This is a genomic window from Streptococcus sanguinis, from assembly GCA_013378335.1.
Taxonomy (GTDB): Bacteria; Bacillota; Bacilli; order Lactobacillales; family Streptococcaceae; genus Streptococcus; species Streptococcus sanguinis_I.
In genome coordinates, this window is sequence record CP040556.1 from 1,407,809 (window position 1) to 1,428,131 (window position 20,323).

Annotated in this window: 17 protein-coding genes and 3 pseudogenes; all 20 read right to left on the reverse strand. The window is 42.2% G+C overall.

Annotation, left to right across the window (positions count from 1 at the left end; genetic code table 11):
* Nucleotides 1-23: 23 nt before the first annotated feature.
* Complete coding sequence (pstB, locus tag FFV08_07380; protein ID QLB52443.1) at nt 24-827, reverse strand: phosphate ABC transporter ATP-binding protein; 804 nt, start codon at nt 825-827, stop codon at nt 24-26.
* 10 nt (nt 828-837) lie between these two features.
* Complete coding sequence (pstA, locus tag FFV08_07385; protein ID QLB52444.1) at nt 838-1,722, reverse strand: phosphate ABC transporter permease PstA; 885 nt, start codon at nt 1,720-1,722, stop codon at nt 838-840.
* Nucleotides 1,712-2,629: a phosphate ABC transporter permease subunit PstC gene (pstC, locus tag FFV08_07390; GenBank protein QLB52445.1), complete on the reverse strand. Its 918-nt coding sequence runs from the start codon at nt 2,627-2,629 to the stop codon at nt 1,712-1,714. Before pstC ends, pstA begins: the two co-directional genes overlap by 11 nt.
* Nucleotides 2,626-3,507, reverse strand: a complete 882-nt coding sequence (gene pstS, locus FFV08_07395) for a phosphate ABC transporter substrate-binding protein PstS family protein (GenBank protein QLB52446.1) — start codon at nt 3,505-3,507, stop codon at nt 2,626-2,628. The genes pstC and pstS overlap by 4 nt, the downstream gene beginning before the upstream one ends.
* A gap of 138 nt (nt 3,508-3,645) precedes the next feature.
* Nucleotides 3,646-4,950 carry an RNA methyltransferase gene (locus tag FFV08_07400; protein ID QLB52447.1) on the reverse strand — a complete coding sequence of 435 codons (1,305 nt, stop codon included), beginning with the start codon at nt 4,948-4,950 and terminating at the stop codon, nt 3,646-3,648.
* Entirely contained in the window at nt 4,951-5,766 is an 816-nt protein-coding gene (locus FFV08_07405) for an inositol monophosphatase family protein (GenBank protein QLB52448.1), read from the reverse strand.
* Entirely contained in the window at nt 5,711-5,989 is a 279-nt protein-coding gene (locus FFV08_07410; GenBank protein QLB52449.1) for a UPF0223 family protein, read from the reverse strand. The genes FFV08_07405 and FFV08_07410 overlap by 56 nt, the downstream gene beginning before the upstream one ends.
* A gap of 2 nt (nt 5,990-5,991) precedes the next feature.
* The gene (locus tag FFV08_07415) at nt 5,992-6,393 is read right to left on the reverse strand and encodes a Spx/MgsR family RNA polymerase-binding regulatory protein (GenBank protein QLB52450.1); all 402 of its coding nucleotides are present in this window, start codon (nt 6,391-6,393) and stop codon (nt 5,992-5,994) included.
* 111 nt (nt 6,394-6,504) lie between these two features.
* Complete coding sequence (locus FFV08_07420; GenBank protein QLB52451.1) at nt 6,505-7,437, reverse strand: bifunctional riboflavin kinase/FAD synthetase; 933 nt, start codon at nt 7,435-7,437, stop codon at nt 6,505-6,507.
* Between the two features lie 244 nt (nt 7,438-7,681).
* Nucleotides 7,682-8,560, reverse strand: a complete 879-nt coding sequence (gene truB / locus FFV08_07425) for a tRNA pseudouridine(55) synthase TruB (GenBank protein QLB53285.1) — start codon at nt 8,558-8,560, stop codon at nt 7,682-7,684.
* 20 nt (nt 8,561-8,580) lie between these two features.
* Nucleotides 8,581-9,665: pseudogene (locus FFV08_07430) on the reverse strand (AAA family ATPase).
* Nucleotides 9,666-10,475: a hypothetical protein gene (locus FFV08_07435; protein ID QLB52452.1), complete on the reverse strand. Its 810-nt coding sequence runs from the start codon at nt 10,473-10,475 to the stop codon at nt 9,666-9,668. It lies immediately after the preceding pseudogene.
* A 9-nt stretch (nt 10,476-10,484) separates the two neighbouring features.
* A pseudogene (locus FFV08_07440) lies at nt 10,485-12,154 on the reverse strand (hypothetical protein).
* A 7-nt stretch (nt 12,155-12,161) separates the two neighbouring features.
* Nucleotides 12,162-13,433 (reverse strand): DUF2130 domain-containing protein, encoded by a 1,272-nt coding sequence (locus FFV08_07445; GenBank protein ID QLB52453.1) that lies wholly within the window; start codon nt 13,431-13,433, stop codon nt 12,162-12,164.
* A 210-nt stretch (nt 13,434-13,643) separates the two neighbouring features.
* Nucleotides 13,644-15,377 carry an ABC transporter ATP-binding protein gene (locus tag FFV08_07450; protein QLB52454.1) on the reverse strand — a complete coding sequence of 578 codons (1,734 nt, stop codon included), beginning with the start codon at nt 15,375-15,377 and terminating at the stop codon, nt 13,644-13,646.
* Nucleotides 15,370-17,137, reverse strand: a pseudogene (locus tag FFV08_07455) (ABC transporter ATP-binding protein). The gene FFV08_07450 and the pseudogene FFV08_07455 overlap by 8 nt, the downstream one beginning before the upstream one ends.
* 18 nt (nt 17,138-17,155) lie before the next feature.
* On the reverse strand, nt 17,156-17,767 hold the full coding sequence (locus tag FFV08_07460; protein ID QLB52455.1) for a TetR/AcrR family transcriptional regulator: 612 nt from the start codon (nt 17,765-17,767) through the stop codon (nt 17,156-17,158).
* A gap of 328 nt (nt 17,768-18,095) precedes the next feature.
* A complete protein-coding gene (locus FFV08_07465) occupies nt 18,096-18,512 on the reverse strand; it encodes a GNAT family N-acetyltransferase (protein QLB52456.1) in 417 nt (138 codons plus the stop codon).
* 49 nt (nt 18,513-18,561) lie between these two features.
* Nucleotides 18,562-19,227 carry an ABC transporter ATP-binding protein gene (locus FFV08_07470; protein QLB52457.1) on the reverse strand — a complete coding sequence of 222 codons (666 nt, stop codon included), beginning with the start codon at nt 19,225-19,227 and terminating at the stop codon, nt 18,562-18,564.
* Nucleotides 19,228-20,238 (reverse strand): ABC transporter permease, encoded by a 1,011-nt coding sequence (locus tag FFV08_07475; GenBank protein QLB53286.1) that lies wholly within the window; start codon nt 20,236-20,238, stop codon nt 19,228-19,230.
* Nucleotides 20,239-20,323: the final 85 nt, after the last annotated feature.

Below are 20,323 nucleotides of genomic sequence, written 5' to 3' on the forward strand. Positions count from 1 at the left end.
ATCGTGATGATACGGACGGCAGCTTAACCAAAGTGGCCTGAAACATAGTCATTAGTAGACTGAAGCTTGGCATTTTGGAAAATATTAGCCGTCTTATCATACTCAATCAAGTCGCCCAGATAGAAGAATCCAGTGTAGTCACTAGCACGGGCAGCCTGCTGCATATTGTGGGTGACAATGATAATGGTATAGTTATTCTTAAGTTCGAACATGGTTTCTTCCAGCTGCATGGTCGCAATCGGATCCAAGGCTGACGCTGGCTCATCCATGAGCAGAATGTTTGGCTTGACCGAGATAGCACGGGCAATGCAGAGCCGCTGCTGCTGACCGCCAGAGAGAGTCAGGGCAGACTTGTGCAAGTCATCTTTGACCTGGTCCCAAAGAGCTGCTTGCTTGAGCGAAGTCTCCACAATCTCATCCAACACCTTTCTATCTCTGACACCAGCCCGTTCATGGGCAAAAGTGATATTTCGATAGATAGACTTGGCAAAAGGATTTGGCCGTTGGAAAACCATGCCGATATGCTTGCGCATTTCATAAACATTGATTTCAGGGCGGTTAACATCTATCCCCTCGTAGAGAATCTCTCCTGTCACATTGGCAATATCAATGGTATCGTTCATGCGGTTGAGACTGCGGAGATAGGTTGATTTACCTGAGCCAGAGGGGCCAATCAAAGCAGTGATTTTGTTTTTTTCAAACTGCATATCAATGCCCTTGATGGATTCCTTTTTACCGTAGTAAACATGCAAATCCTTGGTCGACAGGGCTACCTTTTCTTCAGGAAAAGTAATGATATGTTTTTCATTCCAATTATATTCTGTCATTTCTTCTCCTTTAAGCAGAGGTTAATTTTTTATGCAGATAGCTGCCCAGTTTGCGGGCTCCCAGATTGAAAATCAAAATGAAGATCAGGAGAACCGCTGCTGAACCTGCAGAAACAGCCGTTCCATCAGGAATTGTTCCCTCGCTGTTGACCTTCCAGATATGGACAGCCAAGGTCTCAGCCTGACGGAAGATAGAGATAGGGCTGGTAACACTGAAAATATTCCAGTTTGACCAGTCCAGAGCCGGAGCCGACTGACCAGCTGTAAAAATCAAGGCCGCTGCTTCACCAAAGATACGACCGGAAGCCAGTACAATTCCTGTCACAATACTAGGTAAAGCTTCTGGGATGATCACATGCAGGACCGTTTCCCAGCGGGAAATTCCCAAGGCCAAACCAGCTTCACGCTGGGTGTGGTGGACATGGCGAAGACTATCTTCGACGTTCCGCGTCATCTGAGGCAGATTAAAGACTGTCAGAGCCAAGGCACCCGAAATGATTGAGAAGCCATACTCAAACTGAACAACAAAAATCAAAAAACCAAAGAGCCCTACTACTACCGAAGGCAGTGAAGACAGAATTTCAATACAGGTACGGACAAAGTTGGTCACTGGTCCTTTCTTAGCATACTCTGACAGATAGACTCCAGCCCCCATAGAAAGAGGCACAGAGATAATCAGAGTAATTACAAGCAGGAAGAAGGAATTGTATAGCTGAATCCCAATACCACCGCCAGCTTGGTAAGAAGAGGATCTCCCTGTCAAGAAAGACCAGGAAATATGCGGTAATCCTCTAACTAAGATATAGAGGATAAGAGAGGCAAGGATGGCAACAATGATACTCGCTATTGTGTAGAGAACACCAGTCGCCAATTTATCTAATTTCTTAGCGTGCATAGTTTTTCTTACCTCTTTCTTTTGTAATTAGTTTAATCACACTGTTAAAGGCTAAGCTCATTATCAAGAGCACCAGAGCCAGAGACCAGAGAACGTTATTATCCACTGTTCCCATAACGGTATTTCCGATTCCCATGGTCAAGACAGAGGTCAGTGTAGCTGCTGGTGTCGTCAAAGAGGTTGGAATCACCGCTGAGTTACCAACGACCATCTGAATTGCCAGAGCCTCACCAAAGGCACGAGCCATACCAAAGATAATAGCTGTAAATATTCCTGGCCGAGCTGCATTGAGAATCACGCGCCAGATTGTTTGCCAGCGCGTTGCCCCCATAGCCAGACTGGCTTCACGGTAGTGACGTGGCACAGCACGCAGACTGTCCGTCGTCATAAAGGTTACTGTCGGCAAAATCATGACAAAGAGTACAAAAATACCAGATAAAATCCCAAAACCAGTACCGCCAAAAACTGTACGGACAAAAGGCACCACGATTTGCAGACCGATAAATCCATAAACAACAGACGGAATACCAACTAAAAGTTCAATCGCCGGTTGCAGTATCTTCGCTCCTTTTGGAGAAACCTCTGTCATAAAGACAGCTGCACCAATCGCAAAGGGAGTTGCTATCAGGGCTGATAGAATGGTAACGATAAAAGAGCCTAAAATCATTGGCAGGGCACCAAATTCCTTACCAGAAGGATTCCAGACACCACCAAAAAGAAAATCAAAAACATTAACGCCGTTGACAAAGAAAGTAGATAGACCTTTCTGAGCAATGAAGATTAGAATCATAGCCACAATCACCACAATCAGTGACAGACAAGCAAAAGTCAGATAGCGGCCAAACTTCTCCAAGCGAGAATTCTTAGAAGGCGATAACAACTTTTTGGTTAATTCCTCATTTTTCATTTTGAATCTCCTTCTATTGCTGTGACATTCCCATCAGCGTCCTTACTGACTTTCATATCATTGATTGAGATATAGCCCATGCTGGTAACAATACCTTTTTGAACATCGTCTGACAGCATGTATTCCAAAAATTCTTTTGTAAGGCCTGTTGGTTCACCCTTGGTATACATGTGTTCATAAGACCAAATCGGCCAGTCATTTGTCGTAACATTTTCAGTATTTGCCTCAAAACCATTCAATTTAATGGTCTTGATAGAATCATCCACATAAGCAAATGCCAGATAGGAAATGGCACCTGGTGTTTGAGCAACAATGGATTTCACCATACCATTTGAGTCCTGTTCCTGGCTCTGGACAGGCTCTTCCCCATCCATGATGACACTGTCAAAGGTTGCTCGAGAACCCGAACTGGCCGCACGGTTGATAATCGAAATCTCTAGATCCTCACCGCCCAGTTCCTTCCAGTTTGTGATTTCGCCTGTGAAAATCTTACGCAGTTCTTCGGTTGTTAGGTTATCAACAGTGACCTCTTCATTTACAATAACCGCGAGGCCAGCTACTGCAACTTGATGGTCAACAAGGCTCGATGCATCAATTCCTTCTTTTTCCTCAGCAAAGACATCACTATTTCCAATCTCAACTGCGCCTGATTGAACTTGTGAAAGGCCCGTACCAGAACCTCCACCCTGTACATTGACTGTTTTACCAATGTTGTTAGAGCCAAATTCATCGGCTGCTGCTTCAACCAAAGGCTGAAGGGCGGTCGATCCAACGGCAGTGATGGATTCACCACGGTCAATCCAAGATGAGCAAGCTGATAAGCTGAGACCTAAGCCCAAAGCTGTCAGTGCTAAAGCAAATTTTTTCAATTTGTTCAAAAGATTTCTCCTTCAATAAAATTACGAGGATGGGAAGTGGCTTCAGAATTGCTTTCTATCAAAGGCAGAAAGAAGTTTATTTTCTAAATACATTCACATCTTCAACTATATCATATAATAGCAGTTTTTCCTAATATTTTATTTAAATCTCAGGCCTTTTGGAAAATAATTTTTCAGGGTTTTTCCAGTGACTTTTGCAAAGCCCAGACCGTTACCGCCAAGGACCAGTTGGTACCAGCCGTTTGGCTGCGTTTCTGCCAGTTCAATCGTCTCGCCTGCAGTATATTTCTTGAAGTCCTGATTATTGATTTCAACTCGATTCAGAACCTCGCTGGGCTTCATAGCCAAGCCTAGGGCAAAGCTAGGCTCAAAACGATTCTTCTTAAACGTACCAAGATGCAAGCCGTTACGAGCAATCTTCAACTTAGACAAATCTGGCAGGCCAGCTGGCAACAAGTAAAGATTGTCCCCAAAGGTCTGCAGTTCTCCAGTCAAGACCGTTTTTAGATGCTTGCTCTCGAAATCCTGCCAGAGTTTTCTTTGCTCGCTCGTCAAACGATTCTTACCTGATTTGATCTTCTTGCTACTATTCTCACCAGTAAAGCGAAAGTGAGCTGTAAACTGACCTTCACCTTTAAAGCGATGCGGATACATCCGAGCTGTCTCAGGAAAGCCAATTCCTTCAGTCATCCCGTTTATCTTAGGAATATCAATGAGTTCAAGTGGAAATTCTTCCAGTAACCAAGCAACGACGTCTTCATTTTCTTCAGGAGCCCAAGTACAGGTCGAATAAACCAGGCGTCCGTCCTTGGCAAGCATGCTCATAGCGGCTGTTAAAATCTCTCGCTGGAGCTGGGCGCATTGGGCTGGATAATCCGGCGTCCAATACTGGGTAGCATCCAGTTGCTTGCGAAACATGCCCTCGCCCGAACAAGGGGCATCTAGCACAATCAAATCAAAATAACCTTCAAAAACCTGAGCCAACCGCTCAGCTGATTCATTTGTAACAAGCACATTTCTAGCACCAAAGCGCTCAATGTTCTCCACTAAGATTTTAGAGCGTTTGCTATTGATTTCATTGGAGACCAGCAGGCCTGTATTATCTAAAAAAGATAAAAGATGAGTTGACTTGCCACCTGGTGCTGCCGCCAAATCTAAGACTTTCATTCCCTTAGATGGCGCTGCTATCTGAGCTACCATTTGAGCTGCTGGCTCCTGCGAATAAACCAGACCAGTCACATGCTCAGCAGACTTGCCAGACACCTTGCCATAAAAGCCCCAGTCTGTCTGAGGAATGGCATCTGAGAAATTCTGCTGGCCTTCTTTTAAAGGATTAGTACGAAAGGCCGAAATTGGCTCCTCGTCAAAGGTCGCAAAAAATTCTGCTGCTTCTGCGCCTAAAATCTGCTCATATTTTTCTTTAAAACCTTTAGGAAAGTCCATCTACTGCTTCCCCTTTTCTAAATAAGGCTTCAGAGCTGATAGTTTGCACTTAGGTGCCATCATGACAGGCTGCTGAGTCTGGAAATTTAGCCGACTGCCATCCAAGGTCTGGACGATAAAACCTAGCTTTTCCGCCATAATCGAAGCCGCCGCATAATCCCAAGGCCAGTTGTAGGAAAAATAAGCCAAGAGGCCACCAGACAGCACCTTGCTAAAGCTAATCCCAGCACTGCCATAAACCCGAACCCCTAAACACTCCCGAGCCAAGTCTGCCAAGCCCCAATCATTGGCTTGCAGCATACCGGTATTGGAAGCCATAAGAAAATCTTGAAAAGGCCGGTCCTCAAAAGCAGGAAGTTTCCGGTCGTTACAATAGACATCAAAGTCTCCACCACCGTGATAGAGCTGGTCTCTGGTCACATCATAGATCAAGCCAAAACGACCAAGGCCCTTTTCAAAATAGGCAATCATGACTGCAAAATCAGCCTTCTGAGTGATAAAATTAGTGGTCCCATCGATCGGATCTATCACCCAGACATTGCCATCAGTAATATTATGTCGGAGTCCATTTTCCTCCGCTAAAATAGCATCCTGGGGATAGCGGGCTAGAATCTTAGCCACCAAATCATCCTGAACCTTCCGGTCCATCTGGGTGACTAAGTCAGTGGCACTGGTCTTTTGACTCACATCTAAATCATCATAGAGATGTTCCCTCAAAAAAGCACCAGCTTGGTAGATGATTTCTTTAGCAAAATGAAATTTATTTTCCAAGAGAAATGCTTCCTTTACCTTTACTTTTTGCCTCTTGAACAGCACGATAAAGCGAATAACCGCTTACGTTTTCGAACTCACGGTCGATTCGCTTCTCTTGGCCTTTGCTAGGAACAACTTGCTTGAAAGCCGCATAGGACTTCAAGAGCTTTTCCGCTTGGACTTTCTGTTCATAAGCTGCTTCTACATCATTAAAAAAAGAGAGCACCGAAGCAAGCTCTTCAGTGCTCCACGATAAATCTAGTGGGTAACTATAATTTTTGTTCATCTTTACTGAATATCTGCCCGCATAGTTGCGGATCTTAACTCTTCCTTACGATAACTCCGAGGCAAGAAAGCACGAATTTCATCCTCGTTAAAGCCGATTTGCATCCGTTTGCCATCTAAAATAATTGGGCGTCGCAAAAGACTGGGATTTTCCTCAATCAACTGAATCAAGGTTGAAATGGACAAATCCTCCACATCCAAATCTAATTTCTGAAAAATTTTTGAGCGAGTTGAAATAATGTCGTCTGTACCGTTCTCTGTCAGAGAAAGAATGTGTTGCAATTCGGGAGCTGACAGAGGGCTCGTCATGATATTATGTTCCTGAAAGGGCACTTCATGATTTAGCAGCCAAGCACGCGCCTTGCGGCAAGAAGTACAACTCGGCGATAAAAATAATGTAATCATGCGTTTCTCTTCTAATTCTGTATAATAACTACCTCTATTATACTAAATTTTATTTGGCTTGACTATATTTTTTTGAAAATTACTGCCGAATGTCATGAAAATATAAATTTTTCAACTATTTCGATAAGCAGTCCAACTTCTAGCGATCTGTTCATCGCTCTGCAGCTGAGCAATCAAGCTGTCAATACCATCAAACTTAACCATCTCGCGAATCTTATCCAGCCAGAAAATCCGAATGGTATCGCCATAGATATCCTGAGAAAAATCAAAGATATTAACCTCAAAACGAAGCTCATCACCATCAAAAGTTACATTTTTCCCAACACTAGCCATACCGCGATAGCGCTGACCATTGTGCTCAACGTCCGCGACATAAACGCCATCTCCTGGAAGAAGGACTCTATCCAAGGGAGCTAGATTGGCTGTTGGATAACCAATCGTCCGTCCTCTGGCATTGCCATGAACCACAATACCACGAGTGGACAGAGGATAACCCAGTAATTCTTGAGTTTTCAGCATATCTCCGACGGCAATCGTCTCCCGAATTCGGCTAGAAGAAATCTTCTGATTATCCAGATTAACCGAAGGAACGATAACAATCTTACCATTAAAATAATCTCTCAGCTCATGTGACTCTTTGCGGTCTGAGCCAAAATGATAGTCAAAGCCGGCTACCACAGCCTTGGCGCGTAAACGAGACACGTATTTCTCAAAAAAGTCTCGGGCTGTATTCCCCGCAAAATGGCTAGTAAAATCAATCAGGTAAAGATAGTCAACACCTAGATTTTCCAGCTGCGCCATCCGGTCTTCAGGACTAGCCAGATGCAGCATGAGTTCAGGCTGATAGCGGACAAAGGCTAGCTTAGGCGACTCCAGGAAGGTCATCACTGCAATCTTTAGGCCTTGCTCTACAGCAATCTCTCGTGCCTTCTCAAAGAGTGCCTGATGGCCCTTATGCAGCCCATCAAAATAGCCTAGAACAAGGACCGTATCTTCTGTCTGATCAATCCCTTTTTCATCTATAATTCTCTTGGTTATCATCATTCCTCTATTTTACTACGCATTTGCTATTTTTACAATATCCCTTCCGCGCTAAACTGCAAAACATTCAAAAAAATTTTACTGCTCTAGTCAGGGCGTTTGTCAAAACCTGAAAAAAGCAAAACAAAAGGACAGCAGTTGTGCAGTTGCTGTCCTTTTGTGAGGTTTAATGAAATTATTATAACATGCAAGCGCACATTTCATATTACAAAAGAGTAACAATCTTTTGACAATTCTACTGCGGATATTAAAGGAAGACCTTACGAGGCTTGTAAACTGCTTCACGCTTTTCCAAAATAGCTACTAACTTCTCCTTATAAAAGCCAGCTAGCTCAGCTTCTTCTGACATCAAGCTGATAAAACGGCCGTTCCTCACGTCCTCAACCTGCTCGTCAGAAAGCTCAACCTTCAGTAAATCTCCGATTCCCAATTCGAGTGGTTGGAGAAAGGAGAAATCCTCCCTTGCTACTCGCTCCGCTATTTCATCCAAGGTCAAGGCATCATCTAAGCTCATACCTGCTGAGGAAGTCCGTGTCAGCTGGGACATGTGACTGGCAAAGCCAAGCTTGGCTCCCAAATCAACAGACAGAGTTCGGACATAGGTCCCCTTGCTACACTTCACTCGAAAGCGAAAGCGGGCTTGTTCATCTTCATAGGCAATCGGACTGGTGCGCTCGAAACTATAGATGGTCACCTGCCGCTCTGGCCGCTCCACTTCTTGACCCGCTCTTGCATACTCATAAAGCTTGCGGCCATTTACCTTGACTGCAGAGTACATGGGCGGAAACTGACGAATCTCACCGGTCATGGACTCCATCGCTTCATCAATGAGAGCTTCTTCTAAAAGTTCCGTCACTGGCGTCCGCTCTAGGATGTCTCCGCTGGCATCCTCTGTCGTTGTTGAGTAGCCCAGTGTGATTTCCCCCTCGTAGACCTTGCCTTCCTCCTGCATGAACTCGACTAAGCGCGTTGCCTTGCCCACAGCAATGGGAAGCACCCCTACCACATCTGGATCCAAGGTGCCCCCATGACCGATTTTCTTTGTTTTTAAGATCTTGCGCAGCTTAAATACCGCATCATGCGAGGTCATGCCCGCTTCTTTTTTTAAGTTGATAATTCCGTTCATGTGTCGCTTTCTAATTTCATTCAAAAAATGTCTTCTTCAAGGATTGTAACATAATTCTCCTTTGTATCAGAATTTAATTTAGCCAATCTTCTTGCTTGGTTCATAATTATCCTGTCAAATACATTTCTTACAAATCGTCCATTTGCATTTTTATTTTCAAGATTGTTAGTATGTAGTTCTAAATATTTTTTTAATTTTTCTTTTGCAGAATCACGCAAAGTGTACTCTTCATTTTTGCAATATGAAAGAAAAATATCAAACATTTGGTCCACAGTATAATCTTCAAACGTAATAAAATAATTAAATCTTGATTTTAAGCCAGGATTAGATTCAAAAAATTTCTTCATCAATTCATCATATCCCGCAACAATAACCACCAAATCATCACGATAGTCTTCCAATGCTTTAGTTAACTCAGTTAAACACTCTCGACCGTAACTATCACTTTTATCATTCTCTGTAATACTGTATGCTTCATCTATAAACAATACACCACCTTTGCTTTTTGTATCAATCTTTTAACTTTAGAGGCTGTCTGACCTTGATATTCTGCTATCAAGTCTGTTCTACTCGCCTCTATAAAGTGACCTTTACTTAATATTCCTAAAGAACGATACATATTCCCGACGATTCTGGCAACTGTAGTTTTACCGGTACCTGGATTGCCTAAAAATGCCATATGCATAGTTCTATTTGTTCTTTTAAGACCGATTTTTTCTCTACTTTGTTGAACTTTATTAAATGCGACTAGATCTTCAATCTCTTTCTTCACATTTTCTAAACCTATTAATGATTTTAAATCATTAGCTAATGCTTCAAATGATTTATTATTTGTTTCTTTCAAAATCAAATAATTTATATCAATAACTCTAGAACCAAGATATTTATACAATAATTCCAAAATGCCAGTTTGCTTATCTTTGATTTTAGAGAATGTTTCTTTACTTGTTAAGTTTCCTAATCGTTTTATAAACTCTAACTCAGCATTTTTAGCATTATCAACTATATCTTGAAGAATTACTTCTAATTCATAAGTACTATTTGTTAAATCATCAATTTTCTTCACTTCTGATTTTAACATTTTTAAATATGTTTCACTAATCATCTACATTCCTTTAAATAACAGAAATACTACTATTAGAGCGAATAAGATTCCTAAGATATAGAATCCTTTTCTAAGGAAAATAATCTCATTTTGTTTTTCCTCTAATTCAGTTTGAAATTTCTCGACGGTTAAAGTAAGATTTTTGCCTTCCTCTATTAATCGAACATTCATCTTATCTACGTCGTTTTTAAGACCATTTTGTGTTTCTTCAACTTGTAAATGCAAATCGTTAAAACTATTTTCTAGTCTTTCTAATTTCACCAATGTTTTTAGGTTATCTTTTAAATTTTCAATTTCAATTTGAATTTCACCTTGCTTATCTTCAAGTTGTTCTAACTCTTCTAGCTTTTTATGATGTTTCTTCAATATATCAATTAAATCTTTATTCTGTTTAAAAACATCATCTAATAGTTTTTTATTACCAGTTTGATATTCTTCTATCTCGCGCAATCCCTGTATAGCTTTATTATTTGCCTCTTTGGCTGCAATCAAAGAATTTGAAATACTTTGAATATACTCATCATCCAATATTTGGAATGTTTCATATATTGTATTAAATTCCTGAATAATCTTTTTTATATGCTTGTTTTGTTCAATCATTCTATTTTGAACGGCATCAGTGAGAGCGTTTAAATCCTTACCTTTAACATCATATTCCATACCAATAAATCCTAGCATAGGATCGTCTTGTGGGACAGTTGGTAAATCTGATTGTTCTGGAATCTCTTCACTAAAGGCTTTTAGCTCTTGTTTTTTTTCATTAAATCTTTCAGAATTTGCTAAAACTTGAATCTCTAATTCTTCTGACATAATTTTCTCCTATAATAAATCATTTAATGCATTTTGCATTTCTTCAAGTTCACTTTGCTTATCATCAAAATATATTTCGTTATCTAATAATCGCTGTGTGGAATCAGTCTTGGAATTAGAAAACTCCTCTTGAACATTACCAAGCAGTTCTCTTAGTTTTTGATGATTCTTAGCCATCTTACTGAAGATATCATTTCGCTTAACTGCAACATTTTGCTCGGCAACAAAAATTTGAACATCCTGAAATCTTAGTAATTCGTTCTTCTTATCAGCTTGTTGCTTTTTGTTTTCTTCTTGTAGTTTCCTTGAAATAAATCCATCAAGTCCGTTAATGATTATGGCACCCAAGATTCCAGTTAGTAAACTTGCTAGGAACATCCCTAAAATATTAGCAATTGTTCCTAGAAGTTTTATTTCAAAAGTCATACCTGGTATCTTATTTAAGAACTGTTCAAAATATTCTCCTAAAAACATTGCACCTACAGCAACTAAACCAGAAGTAATAATTTTTGAAATGTGAGCTACCTTAATTGCTGTGGAATGTGTCTGATTTTCAGAATTTGATAGATAAGAGATACTTTCTCTTATTGAACCAAATATTTGTTTAATCAAGTTTGGAAGTTTTTTTAGTTTCTGGTTAATTACACCAATAATTTCTCCGACGATGCTTCCAACAAAACTATCTACACCTAGTTTAATAAAATCTTTAATCTTATCAAAGAAAGAATGAAGTGCATTTTTCATTTCTGATAAGAATATATCAAACGAACGTTTTTTAGATTTGAAAAAACGAACCAAAGCATTCATAATTTCTTTCAGCATCCCAAATAAAGCTGCAACAAACATTGCTTTAACAGCATCTTTACCTGCCTTATTTGCCATTTTTACAGGTACTTTTTTTGCTATATCTCTATTGATTGCTTTCTTTGCTTTTTTCTCAACCTTAAGCATCTTCTGTGAATCAGCAGCTAATTTATCGTTTAATCTTTTATTGTTTACAGATTTTAAATTTTTCTTTTCTGCATTTGAGATATTTTTCCTATCAATTTTTTCATTATCTTTTTTAACTTGTTCTATGAGTTTCTCTTCTCTAAATTCTCTATTTTTATATACTCACTGTTGGATTTTGCTCCTTTACTTTTATTAAGAGATTCATTAGTGGGAGCCAAATTTTCCTTTTTATTCGCTAAATCTGCAGTTTCTAAATTAGCAATTTTTCTCCAAACATTCTCATAGACTTGCTTCCTTGGAATTACATGATCGAGATTTGCTTTTTCATTTCTTTTTAATGTTTTTCCAGTGTATTCATCCCTCAGATTTCCTGATTTTTGGTTTTTTTTCATGGATTTATTTGCATCGAGATATCTTTTGTCTTTTACAATTCTGTCACCAATATCTTTTGTATAACCTTCAGGATGCTTATCATTATACTGCTGGAGAAGGGTATCACTTGTCATATCTAAGCCAATTTGATTCCCAAATTGACTCCAAATTTCATCTAAAATAACATCGCTTAACTTATCGGGTGAACCAATCTCTTTAAATTCTATTTGTAACTTTTCAAGATTAGAAAATTCCATCTTAAATTGTTGCTCTAGCAGTTCTTCTAACTCATCGTAATTTAAACTTTGTACCTCATCTACTTCGTCAGTATTCTGAACTAATATTTCATTTCCCATTTCTTTCTCACTCTCCCTTTAGCGCTTCAAACTTAGCTTTCATAGTAGGATTTTTGCGCGTCAGTTTCTTGACGGAGACGTCGTCCAGTTTATTGTTTGCCAATCGCAGCTGGTTTTCAGAGGTCGTCAGGAACTTCTTGATTTCTTCCATACGGCGGATGGCCTTGTCAATCTCCTCGATGGCCTTGCCAAAGTTGGTCGAAGCAGACTGATAGTTCTTGGCGAAAGCTACTTTAAAGGCATCCAAATCTTCCTCAAAATGCGTAATATCAATATTCTGCTCCCGCACCAAGGCCAGTTCCTGCTTGTACTTGAGCGAGTTAAGCGCAGCATTACGCAGGAGGGTAATCATGGGCAAGAAGAACTGAGGCCGGATAACATACATCTTCTCATAGGCATAGGACACATCGACAATACCCGAATTGTAGAGCTCGCTGTCAGCCTCCAGAAGTGTCACCAGAATAGCATACTCGCAGCCTTTCTCCCGCCGGTCCTTATCCAGTTCTTTGAAGAAATGCTCGTTTTTCTTCTTGGTAGCTGTCTCATCACCTTCATTTTTCATCTCAAACATGATGGAGAGGATTTCTACACCATTTTCATCCACCTCACGGTAAATGTAGTCACCCTTGCTGCCGGTTCTGGCATCATTGTCCTTGCCAAACTCGGCTCGTGGAAACATAGCCATACGGTTCTTGTTAAACTCGTACTCGCAGTGCTGTTCCAAACTCTCACCAATCATCTTAGTGGACTGCTTGGCTTTGAAATCCTTGTAGAACTCTATGGTCTCATCTTTCTGACGCAGCTCTACCTCATAGCGCTCTTTGAGAGAGGTCTGAGCTAGCGCTGCTTCCTTTTCTTGCAAAACTAGCTGATTCTTAACCTCGTCTCGCTCTTTTTCCAGCGCAGACAAGGTCTTTTGCAGTTCGTTCTCATGCTCCAAGCGCAGAGTTGTCAGCTGACTTTCCAATTGCTGAACTTCCTTGTCTTTTTCTTGCAATTGAAGACTAGCTGCCTGCTCCGCCTTTTTCTTTGCCAATTCCTGCTGGGTCTCAAACTGAGCAATTTGACTTTGAAGATTGCTAATTTCCTGTTCTTTCTGCGATAGGAGAGCTTGTTGGACATTCTGGGATTTTTGCTCTGCTAAAGCCAGCTCCTGCTCAATCCGAGCATGAATTTCCTTGTCAAACTCTGCAGTTCGAACCTGAGACAAAAGCTCACTGTACTGGCTCTCATTAACTGTAAAAACTTCCCCGCAGTTGGGGCATTTGATTTCATTCATGGCGTACCTCTTCATTTAAAATTTAAAACTTTGTTCTTTTCCGTGCTAATAGATTAAAATGTCATCATTTAGCATTAGCACTCGTCTTCTTCATCTTCTCCGCAATTCACTAATCAACTTCTTATGACTATCCACTATTATACCATTCCTGCCAATAAATGAAAAACAGCAAGCTACAGAAGCTCGCTGTATCAACTGTTAATTCCCCATCTAAATCCGCCAGCTGGCGGCTGTTTTTCTTTCTTGGATAAACTTACTATAGATACCTTGTTTGGCTAGTAAGTCTCGGTGTTTGCCTTGCTCGACAATACGGCCTTGATCCAGCACCAAAATCTGGTCTGCATGCTCAACCGTCTTGAGCCGGTGGGCAATCATGATAATGGTCTTATCGCGAGTCAGAGCCTGAATGGCCTGCATGAGAGCTTCTTCGTTTTCGGGGTCAACATTGGCTGTTGCTTCATCCAGAATGATAATAGGCGCATCCTTAATAATGGCCCGAGCGATGGAAATGCGCTGACGCTCACCTCCAGAAAGACTGGCACCTCCTTCACCAATCTTGGTGTTATAACCATCAGGCAGCGAGAGGATAAAGTCATGACAGGCTGCTTTCTTGGCAGCCTCTATTACTTCTTCCTGACTGGCCTCCGGCTTGCCAAAACGGATGTTATTAGCAATGGTATCCTCAAAGAGATAGACACTTTGGAAGACAAAGCTGAAATTGCGAATCAGGCTGTCATAGCTGTAATCTCTAACATCATGCCCATCCAAACTGATACTTCCCTGGTCCACATCCCAGAAGCGGGCGATGAGGTTGCAGAGCGTTGTTTTGCCTGACCCAGAAGGTCCGACCAAGGCAGTTGTTGTTTTTTCGGGAATGGTGAGGGAAACCTGGTCAATGATTTTCTTATTTCCATAAGAGAAGCTAACGTCTCTCAGCTCAATCCGGCTGCTCTTAGGCTCAATATCCTGACCGCTGATGTCCATCGGCTGGATAGCTAAGACTTGATTGACCATATCAACCGACAAATCAACAATGCGCAGTAGAGAAGAGAAAGACCCAACGCCGTCTAGATTTTCATAAATCATAAAACCACTGACAATCATCATAATGGTTACCAACAGCTCCATACTGCCATTGAGATAAAAGTAGATAGAGAAAAGCCCCATAAAGAGACCGGTCAGCTTGGTCACTATGCCCTGGAGGGCAATGTAAGGTGAGGTCACGAGTGTCATTTTGGTATCTAGCTGACTCTTGCCTTCAATAGCCTTGGACAGCTTCTTGGCAGAACGGTTGACCAGATTATAGTTCTTAACTTCAGCAATCCCTTGGCTATACTCCAAAACAACGGCTACCAGGTCCGTATCTGCCTGATACTTGTCATCAGAAACCTTGCCAACTTGCCAACGCATGAGAGTATTTGGCAGGAGAAAGAGGACGAGACCCACCAAGAGAACCAGTCCAACCCGCCAGTCATAGAGAAAGACCAAAGCGGTGATGAGACCAGTCGTCAGAAAGCCCTGCACAGTCATCATAACCACTCTGGTAGCTACATCAGACAGCCCTTCCAGCGTATTGGTCGTAACACTGGTAATCTTGCCTAAGCTATTTTGATTAAAGTAACCCATGGGCAGATAGCGCATGTGCTCGGCAATTTCAATCCGCTTCTGAGCACAGGTATGATAGCCCGCTTCCGTCTGTAGCATGGTAATTTTCAGGGTAATCCAGACGTTTAGCACAGTGGATACCAGCATGATTCCCAGAGCCAGCCAGAAGGTTCGCATAGAGAGATTCTTCTCAATCAGTCCCATAACAACTAGGCCGATTGCTGGGATACGCAGAGCGATGATAAAGGACTTGATGATGCCCAGAAAAATGGATTGATAAAATTTCCTACGGTCCTCTGCCGTACAGAAATCAAAGAATTTCTTCAGTATATTAAGCATGAGTCAGCCCTCCTTCCAACTCACCACTATCCCTGGTAGCAATATGGGCCTGCCACATGGAAGAATAAAGCGGACTAGCTGCCAGTAACTCTTCATGCCGGCCCCTAGCTTCAATTCGACCATCATTGACCAGAACTATCTGGTCTGCACTCATAATCGTAGACAGCCTGTGGGCAATGACAATCAAGGTTCGTCCCTCAATCAGACGAGCTAGACTGGACTGAATCCGTGCTTCATTTTCCGGATCTGTATAAGCAGTCGCTTCATCCAAAATAAGAATCGGCGCATCCTTAAGCATGGCACGGGCGATGGCAATCCGCTGACGCTCCCCGCCAGATAGATGACCGCCGCCAGAGCCTACTTGAGTTTCAAAGCCGTCTTCTAAGTTCATGATAAAGTCATAACAGCCACAGCGATGGGCAATTTCGATAACCTCTTCGTCAGAAGCTGCTGGATTTCCCATCCGGATATTTTCCATAATAGTCTCATCAAAGAGATAGTTATCTTGGGTCACGTAAGCAATCTGCCGACTGTAATAGTCTAGCGGAAGCTGGCGAATGTCCAAGCCACCATAGGTAATCTGACCAGAAGTGACATCCCAGAAAGAAGCTAGAAGCTTGGCAATTGTAGACTTACCTGAGCCTGATGGCCCAACTAAAGCATTGATGCTGCCAGCCTTTATATCTAGCGAAATACCATGCAGTACTTCCTCTTCATCTGTATAGCCAAAGCTGACATCCGTCATGACCAGATCCCTTCCTTTTGGAAGTTCTCTCAGCTCCTGAGGCCTTTTCAAATCAGGCTTTTCCAAAATATCAATCACTTGGCCAAAAATAGTCCCGATTTTCCGTAAATCGTCCATGTAACTAGCCACTAAAATCAGAGGAGTCAGAAGACTGAGCGAAAGAATAATCATCAGAATGAAATTGCTGGCAGTCAAGCTACCTTGCAGATAGAAATAACAGCCAGCCGGCAGCAGAAAGAGCAAGCCTGATGGCAGAAAAGCAGTCACAATGCCCATCTCCAGATTGAACTTGCGCATCCACTCAATAAAGCAGTCTGCTCCTTCTCTAGCAGCAGTCACAAACTTATCGTAAGAAAATTTTTCCTTGCCAAAAACCTTGATAACCTCAATCCCGTTGATGTATTCCACCGCTGTATCATTGAGTTTTTTTGGTCTTAACCAGAGTATTTTGATAGTCTGCTTCGCTATTGGCAACCATCCGCATATAGGCCAGCGCCACGATGGGAATAGTCAGGAGAGACAGCAAGGTCAGTCGCCAATCGATAACCAGCATGGCAATGAGAACAATAATCGGACCAAAAATCCCAGCAGTAAACTCTGGAATCAGGTGAGCCAAGGTCGTTTCGGTCGCATCCACCCGCTCAACGATAATGTTTTTATAACTGCCTGATGACTGACTAAGCACTGTACCTAAAGGCAGCCTAGCTAGCTTATCTGTCAGGCGGTGCCGCATTTCCGCTAGAATCTTAAAAGTAGCCGTATGCGACAGCATGGTGGAAATGCCGTGGAATCCCCAGTAGCCAATCCAGGCCAGACCTGCCCAAGCTGACTGCTGCAGGTAGAAATCCCAGTTTTTATTGCCAGCCAAGAGCTGATTAATCATTCCACCAATAAAGAAATAAGGCAGAAATCCTGAAATCACAGAGGCAAAAGCAAAGATCAGACTGAGCACAAAATACATCTTATGAAGGGAAACAAAGTCCCAGATCCAAGCAAGAACAGATTTTTTCTTCATAGAATTTCCTTCTTTCTATCAAAAACCTAGCAAACCTCCCCAGTCAAACAAGTCCATGATGGAATGGCAAAATTCCAGCGCCTGCTCTTGGGGCCAGTCTTGAGCCAAGGGCTCAAATACAGCTGTGTAATAAGCTGTCATGCACGATCGCAGAAACTCGTGTTTGACCAGATAATTGATTTTCCCCTCTTTGTAAGCCAGATCCAAATAGCGATAAGTCTCGTCTGCAGCCAAATGAGGCAGACGCATCCTGAAGTCCGCTTGCGAAGAACCCTGAGATTTAAAGAGCAAGAGCTGCATAATATCCTTATGCTCATAGAGAATCCGCATCAGGGACTGGAGATCCTCTAAGCGATGCCCCCACATATCAGACAGGTGTCCCTCTTCTAGGAAAGCATAGTCACGTCGCTTCTGCTCTTGTCCATACTGGTCTAAGGCTGTCAGAGTAGGCTCAAGCAGAGCAGTAAAGAGACTGTCCTTACTCTCATAGCGCTTATAAAGTGCCCCAGTCGTCAAGCCAGCAGCGCGACAAATTCTCCGCAGTGAAGCATCCTGATAGCCATAAGCCAAGAACTCACTCCTTGCGCTTTCCAAGATTTTTTCGTTTAACTCATCTGTTTCTTTTTTCATGATTTTAATTCGATAACACCGTTATCACCTTTCTTCTTTTATTATAAATTCTGACAATTTAACTGTCAAGGAAAAACAAAAGAGACCGAGAAATATTTTCATCAATCTAGTTCTATACCTTATCCCCTTGTAAACATGACAAAAGAGGCTGGGACAAAAGTCCTAGCCTCTCAATTGTCTTTGGATTGTCGAGCAAGACGCAGTGGTTGAGTGGGCTCTACTACGCTGATTTCATCAGCTTTTACAGTCCTACTCAACTGTGCGGAGGTGGGACGACGAAATCGAATTCTAACGAATTACCGATTTCTGTCCCACTCTCTCTATAATTTTACTTTTTATTAGGTGCATAAATCATGCCTGTACAATCGAAATCTTCCTGTCGGCGAAAGCCGAGCTCTTGATAAAACGCTAGATTTTTATCTGACTGCTCCGTCGCCAGCTGGATTTGGTAAACATCTTTAAAACTTTCCAGAGTCTCCTGAAGAAGGCTTCGACCAATCCCTTGACGCTGGTAGTGTGGATACACCAACAAATCCTGAATGAAGACAATGGTAAGTCCATCCCCGACTGCTCGAATCAAACCAACCAACTCCTCATCGTCATAGGCCGCCATCACAAACAAGGACTGATGGAAGGCTTGCTCTAACTGCTGAGGTCGATTAGTGTAATTGCTCCAATTAACCGAATCATAGAGGTCTAGCACTGCCGCAAAATCCAGCTGAGGATTTGTTTTATAATGAATCATAGTCCTCTCCTTTTTTTCTCTGTTTGATTGCATAAACCATTCTAACGCTTTATCGAACTTGAGTCAGCACTCCGTCTTGCATCTCATAAACCTTGTCAACCTCGTCCAGCAGGCGGGTATCATGGGTAATCATGACCACGCTCTTATGGAATTTCTGGGTCACCTCTTTGAGCAAATGGACCACGCGCTTGGCCCGCTCTGTATCCAGACTAGCTGTCGGCTCATCAGCCAAGATAATATCTGGGCTATTGTAAAGCGCTCTAGCGATAGCAGCTCTCTGCCGTTCCCCACCAGACAATTCTTTGGGATACTGCTTGAGTGTTCCTTTTAGATCCAGCAACTCAATCAGACTGTCTAGATCCGTTCTTTCCTTTTTAGATAAGCGGTCAATCAGCTGGAACTGGTCTTCGATTTTCAAAAAAGGAATGAGATTGGAAGCCTGCAAAATGAAGCCGAAATCATTGAAGCGTAGAGCTGCCCGTTCCTTTTCCTTGAGCTGGGAGGTATCTTTCCCATGCAGGAAAATCTGTCCTTTTGAGGGAGTTTGCAAATGGCCAAGCAAGGTCAGAAAGGTTGTTTTACCCGAGCCTGACGGCCCAATAATAGCTACAAACTGCCCCGCTTCAAGTTGGAAATCAGTTGGTTTCAGGGCTTGGACCAGCGTATGACCCTGGCCATATTCTTTTGTAACCCCTTTTAGTTCTATGATTGACATTTACTCACCTCCGATTGCTGTGATAGGGTCAATTTTCAGAACCCGATGAATGGACAAGAGGCCGCCAGCAAGTGACATAAAAACAATCAGGACAATCAATCCAGCATAGGCTCTCCAGTCACTGTAAAAAGGCATAGAAGCCGGCAAGACTAGCTGAGTTCCCAAGAGAGCCAAGACAGCTAAGCTGATTCCCAGAGTGGACAGGATGAAAATCTGCCAAAAAATAGAAGCAATAATCTTCCCACTGGCAATTCCTTGGGCGCGCATAATACCGTAAAGATGGGTCTTTTGGATGGTAATGATGTACATGAAAATGCCCAATACCAAAAATGTAATCAGAACCATGGCCCCAATCATAAAGGAAAAAGTCAGTACCTGAGGCTGATAGCCAGGGATATTTTCTATAAAATCACTCATAGAGAGCTGACTCAGGCCAGCTTCTTCAATCTTCTGACTATCCTTGACCACAAGTGCACTGATATTCTTAACCTGACTAGAGCCGTACTTTAATTCCCTGAAATCATCTAGAGCCATAAAAATTACAGGTTGCGTAAAGAAGCTATTATCCTCTGTGAAGCCAACAACCTGATAGAGGCGCTCACTGCCATTGAGCTGGAGTTGGTCGCCTAGCTTCACACCTTTTTGCTGGAGACGCTTATCCGCAATAACTTCATAAGCATTCTCAGCAGGACGTCCCTCAATAATGTCAGGCGCTAGAAAACTATCCCAAGAGAGACCAAAAACCTGAGCATTGAGTTTATCAGTTCCATCTTCATAATTGGCCACTGCTGACGTTTGTCCCAAAGCAGCGATTGAGTCCCCTTGAAGCAGGCGGCTGTATTCCTCTTCCTTGAGAGTCGAAGCTATTAGATTCTTATTGGCGTACTCCGACAAAACAATCGACTCAGCCTGCCATTGGTCCAAAGCCAAGCGATTGAGCCTAGCCAAACCGACGGAAAGACTAGATAAAAAGAAAACCATATAGGTAATGAGAAAGACCACAGCAACCACTAAACGATAGCGTCCGCGGCTGTAGACAATCTCTTTAAAAGCTAAAAACAAGGCTGTCCTCCTTTGAGATATTCGAGACTATTAT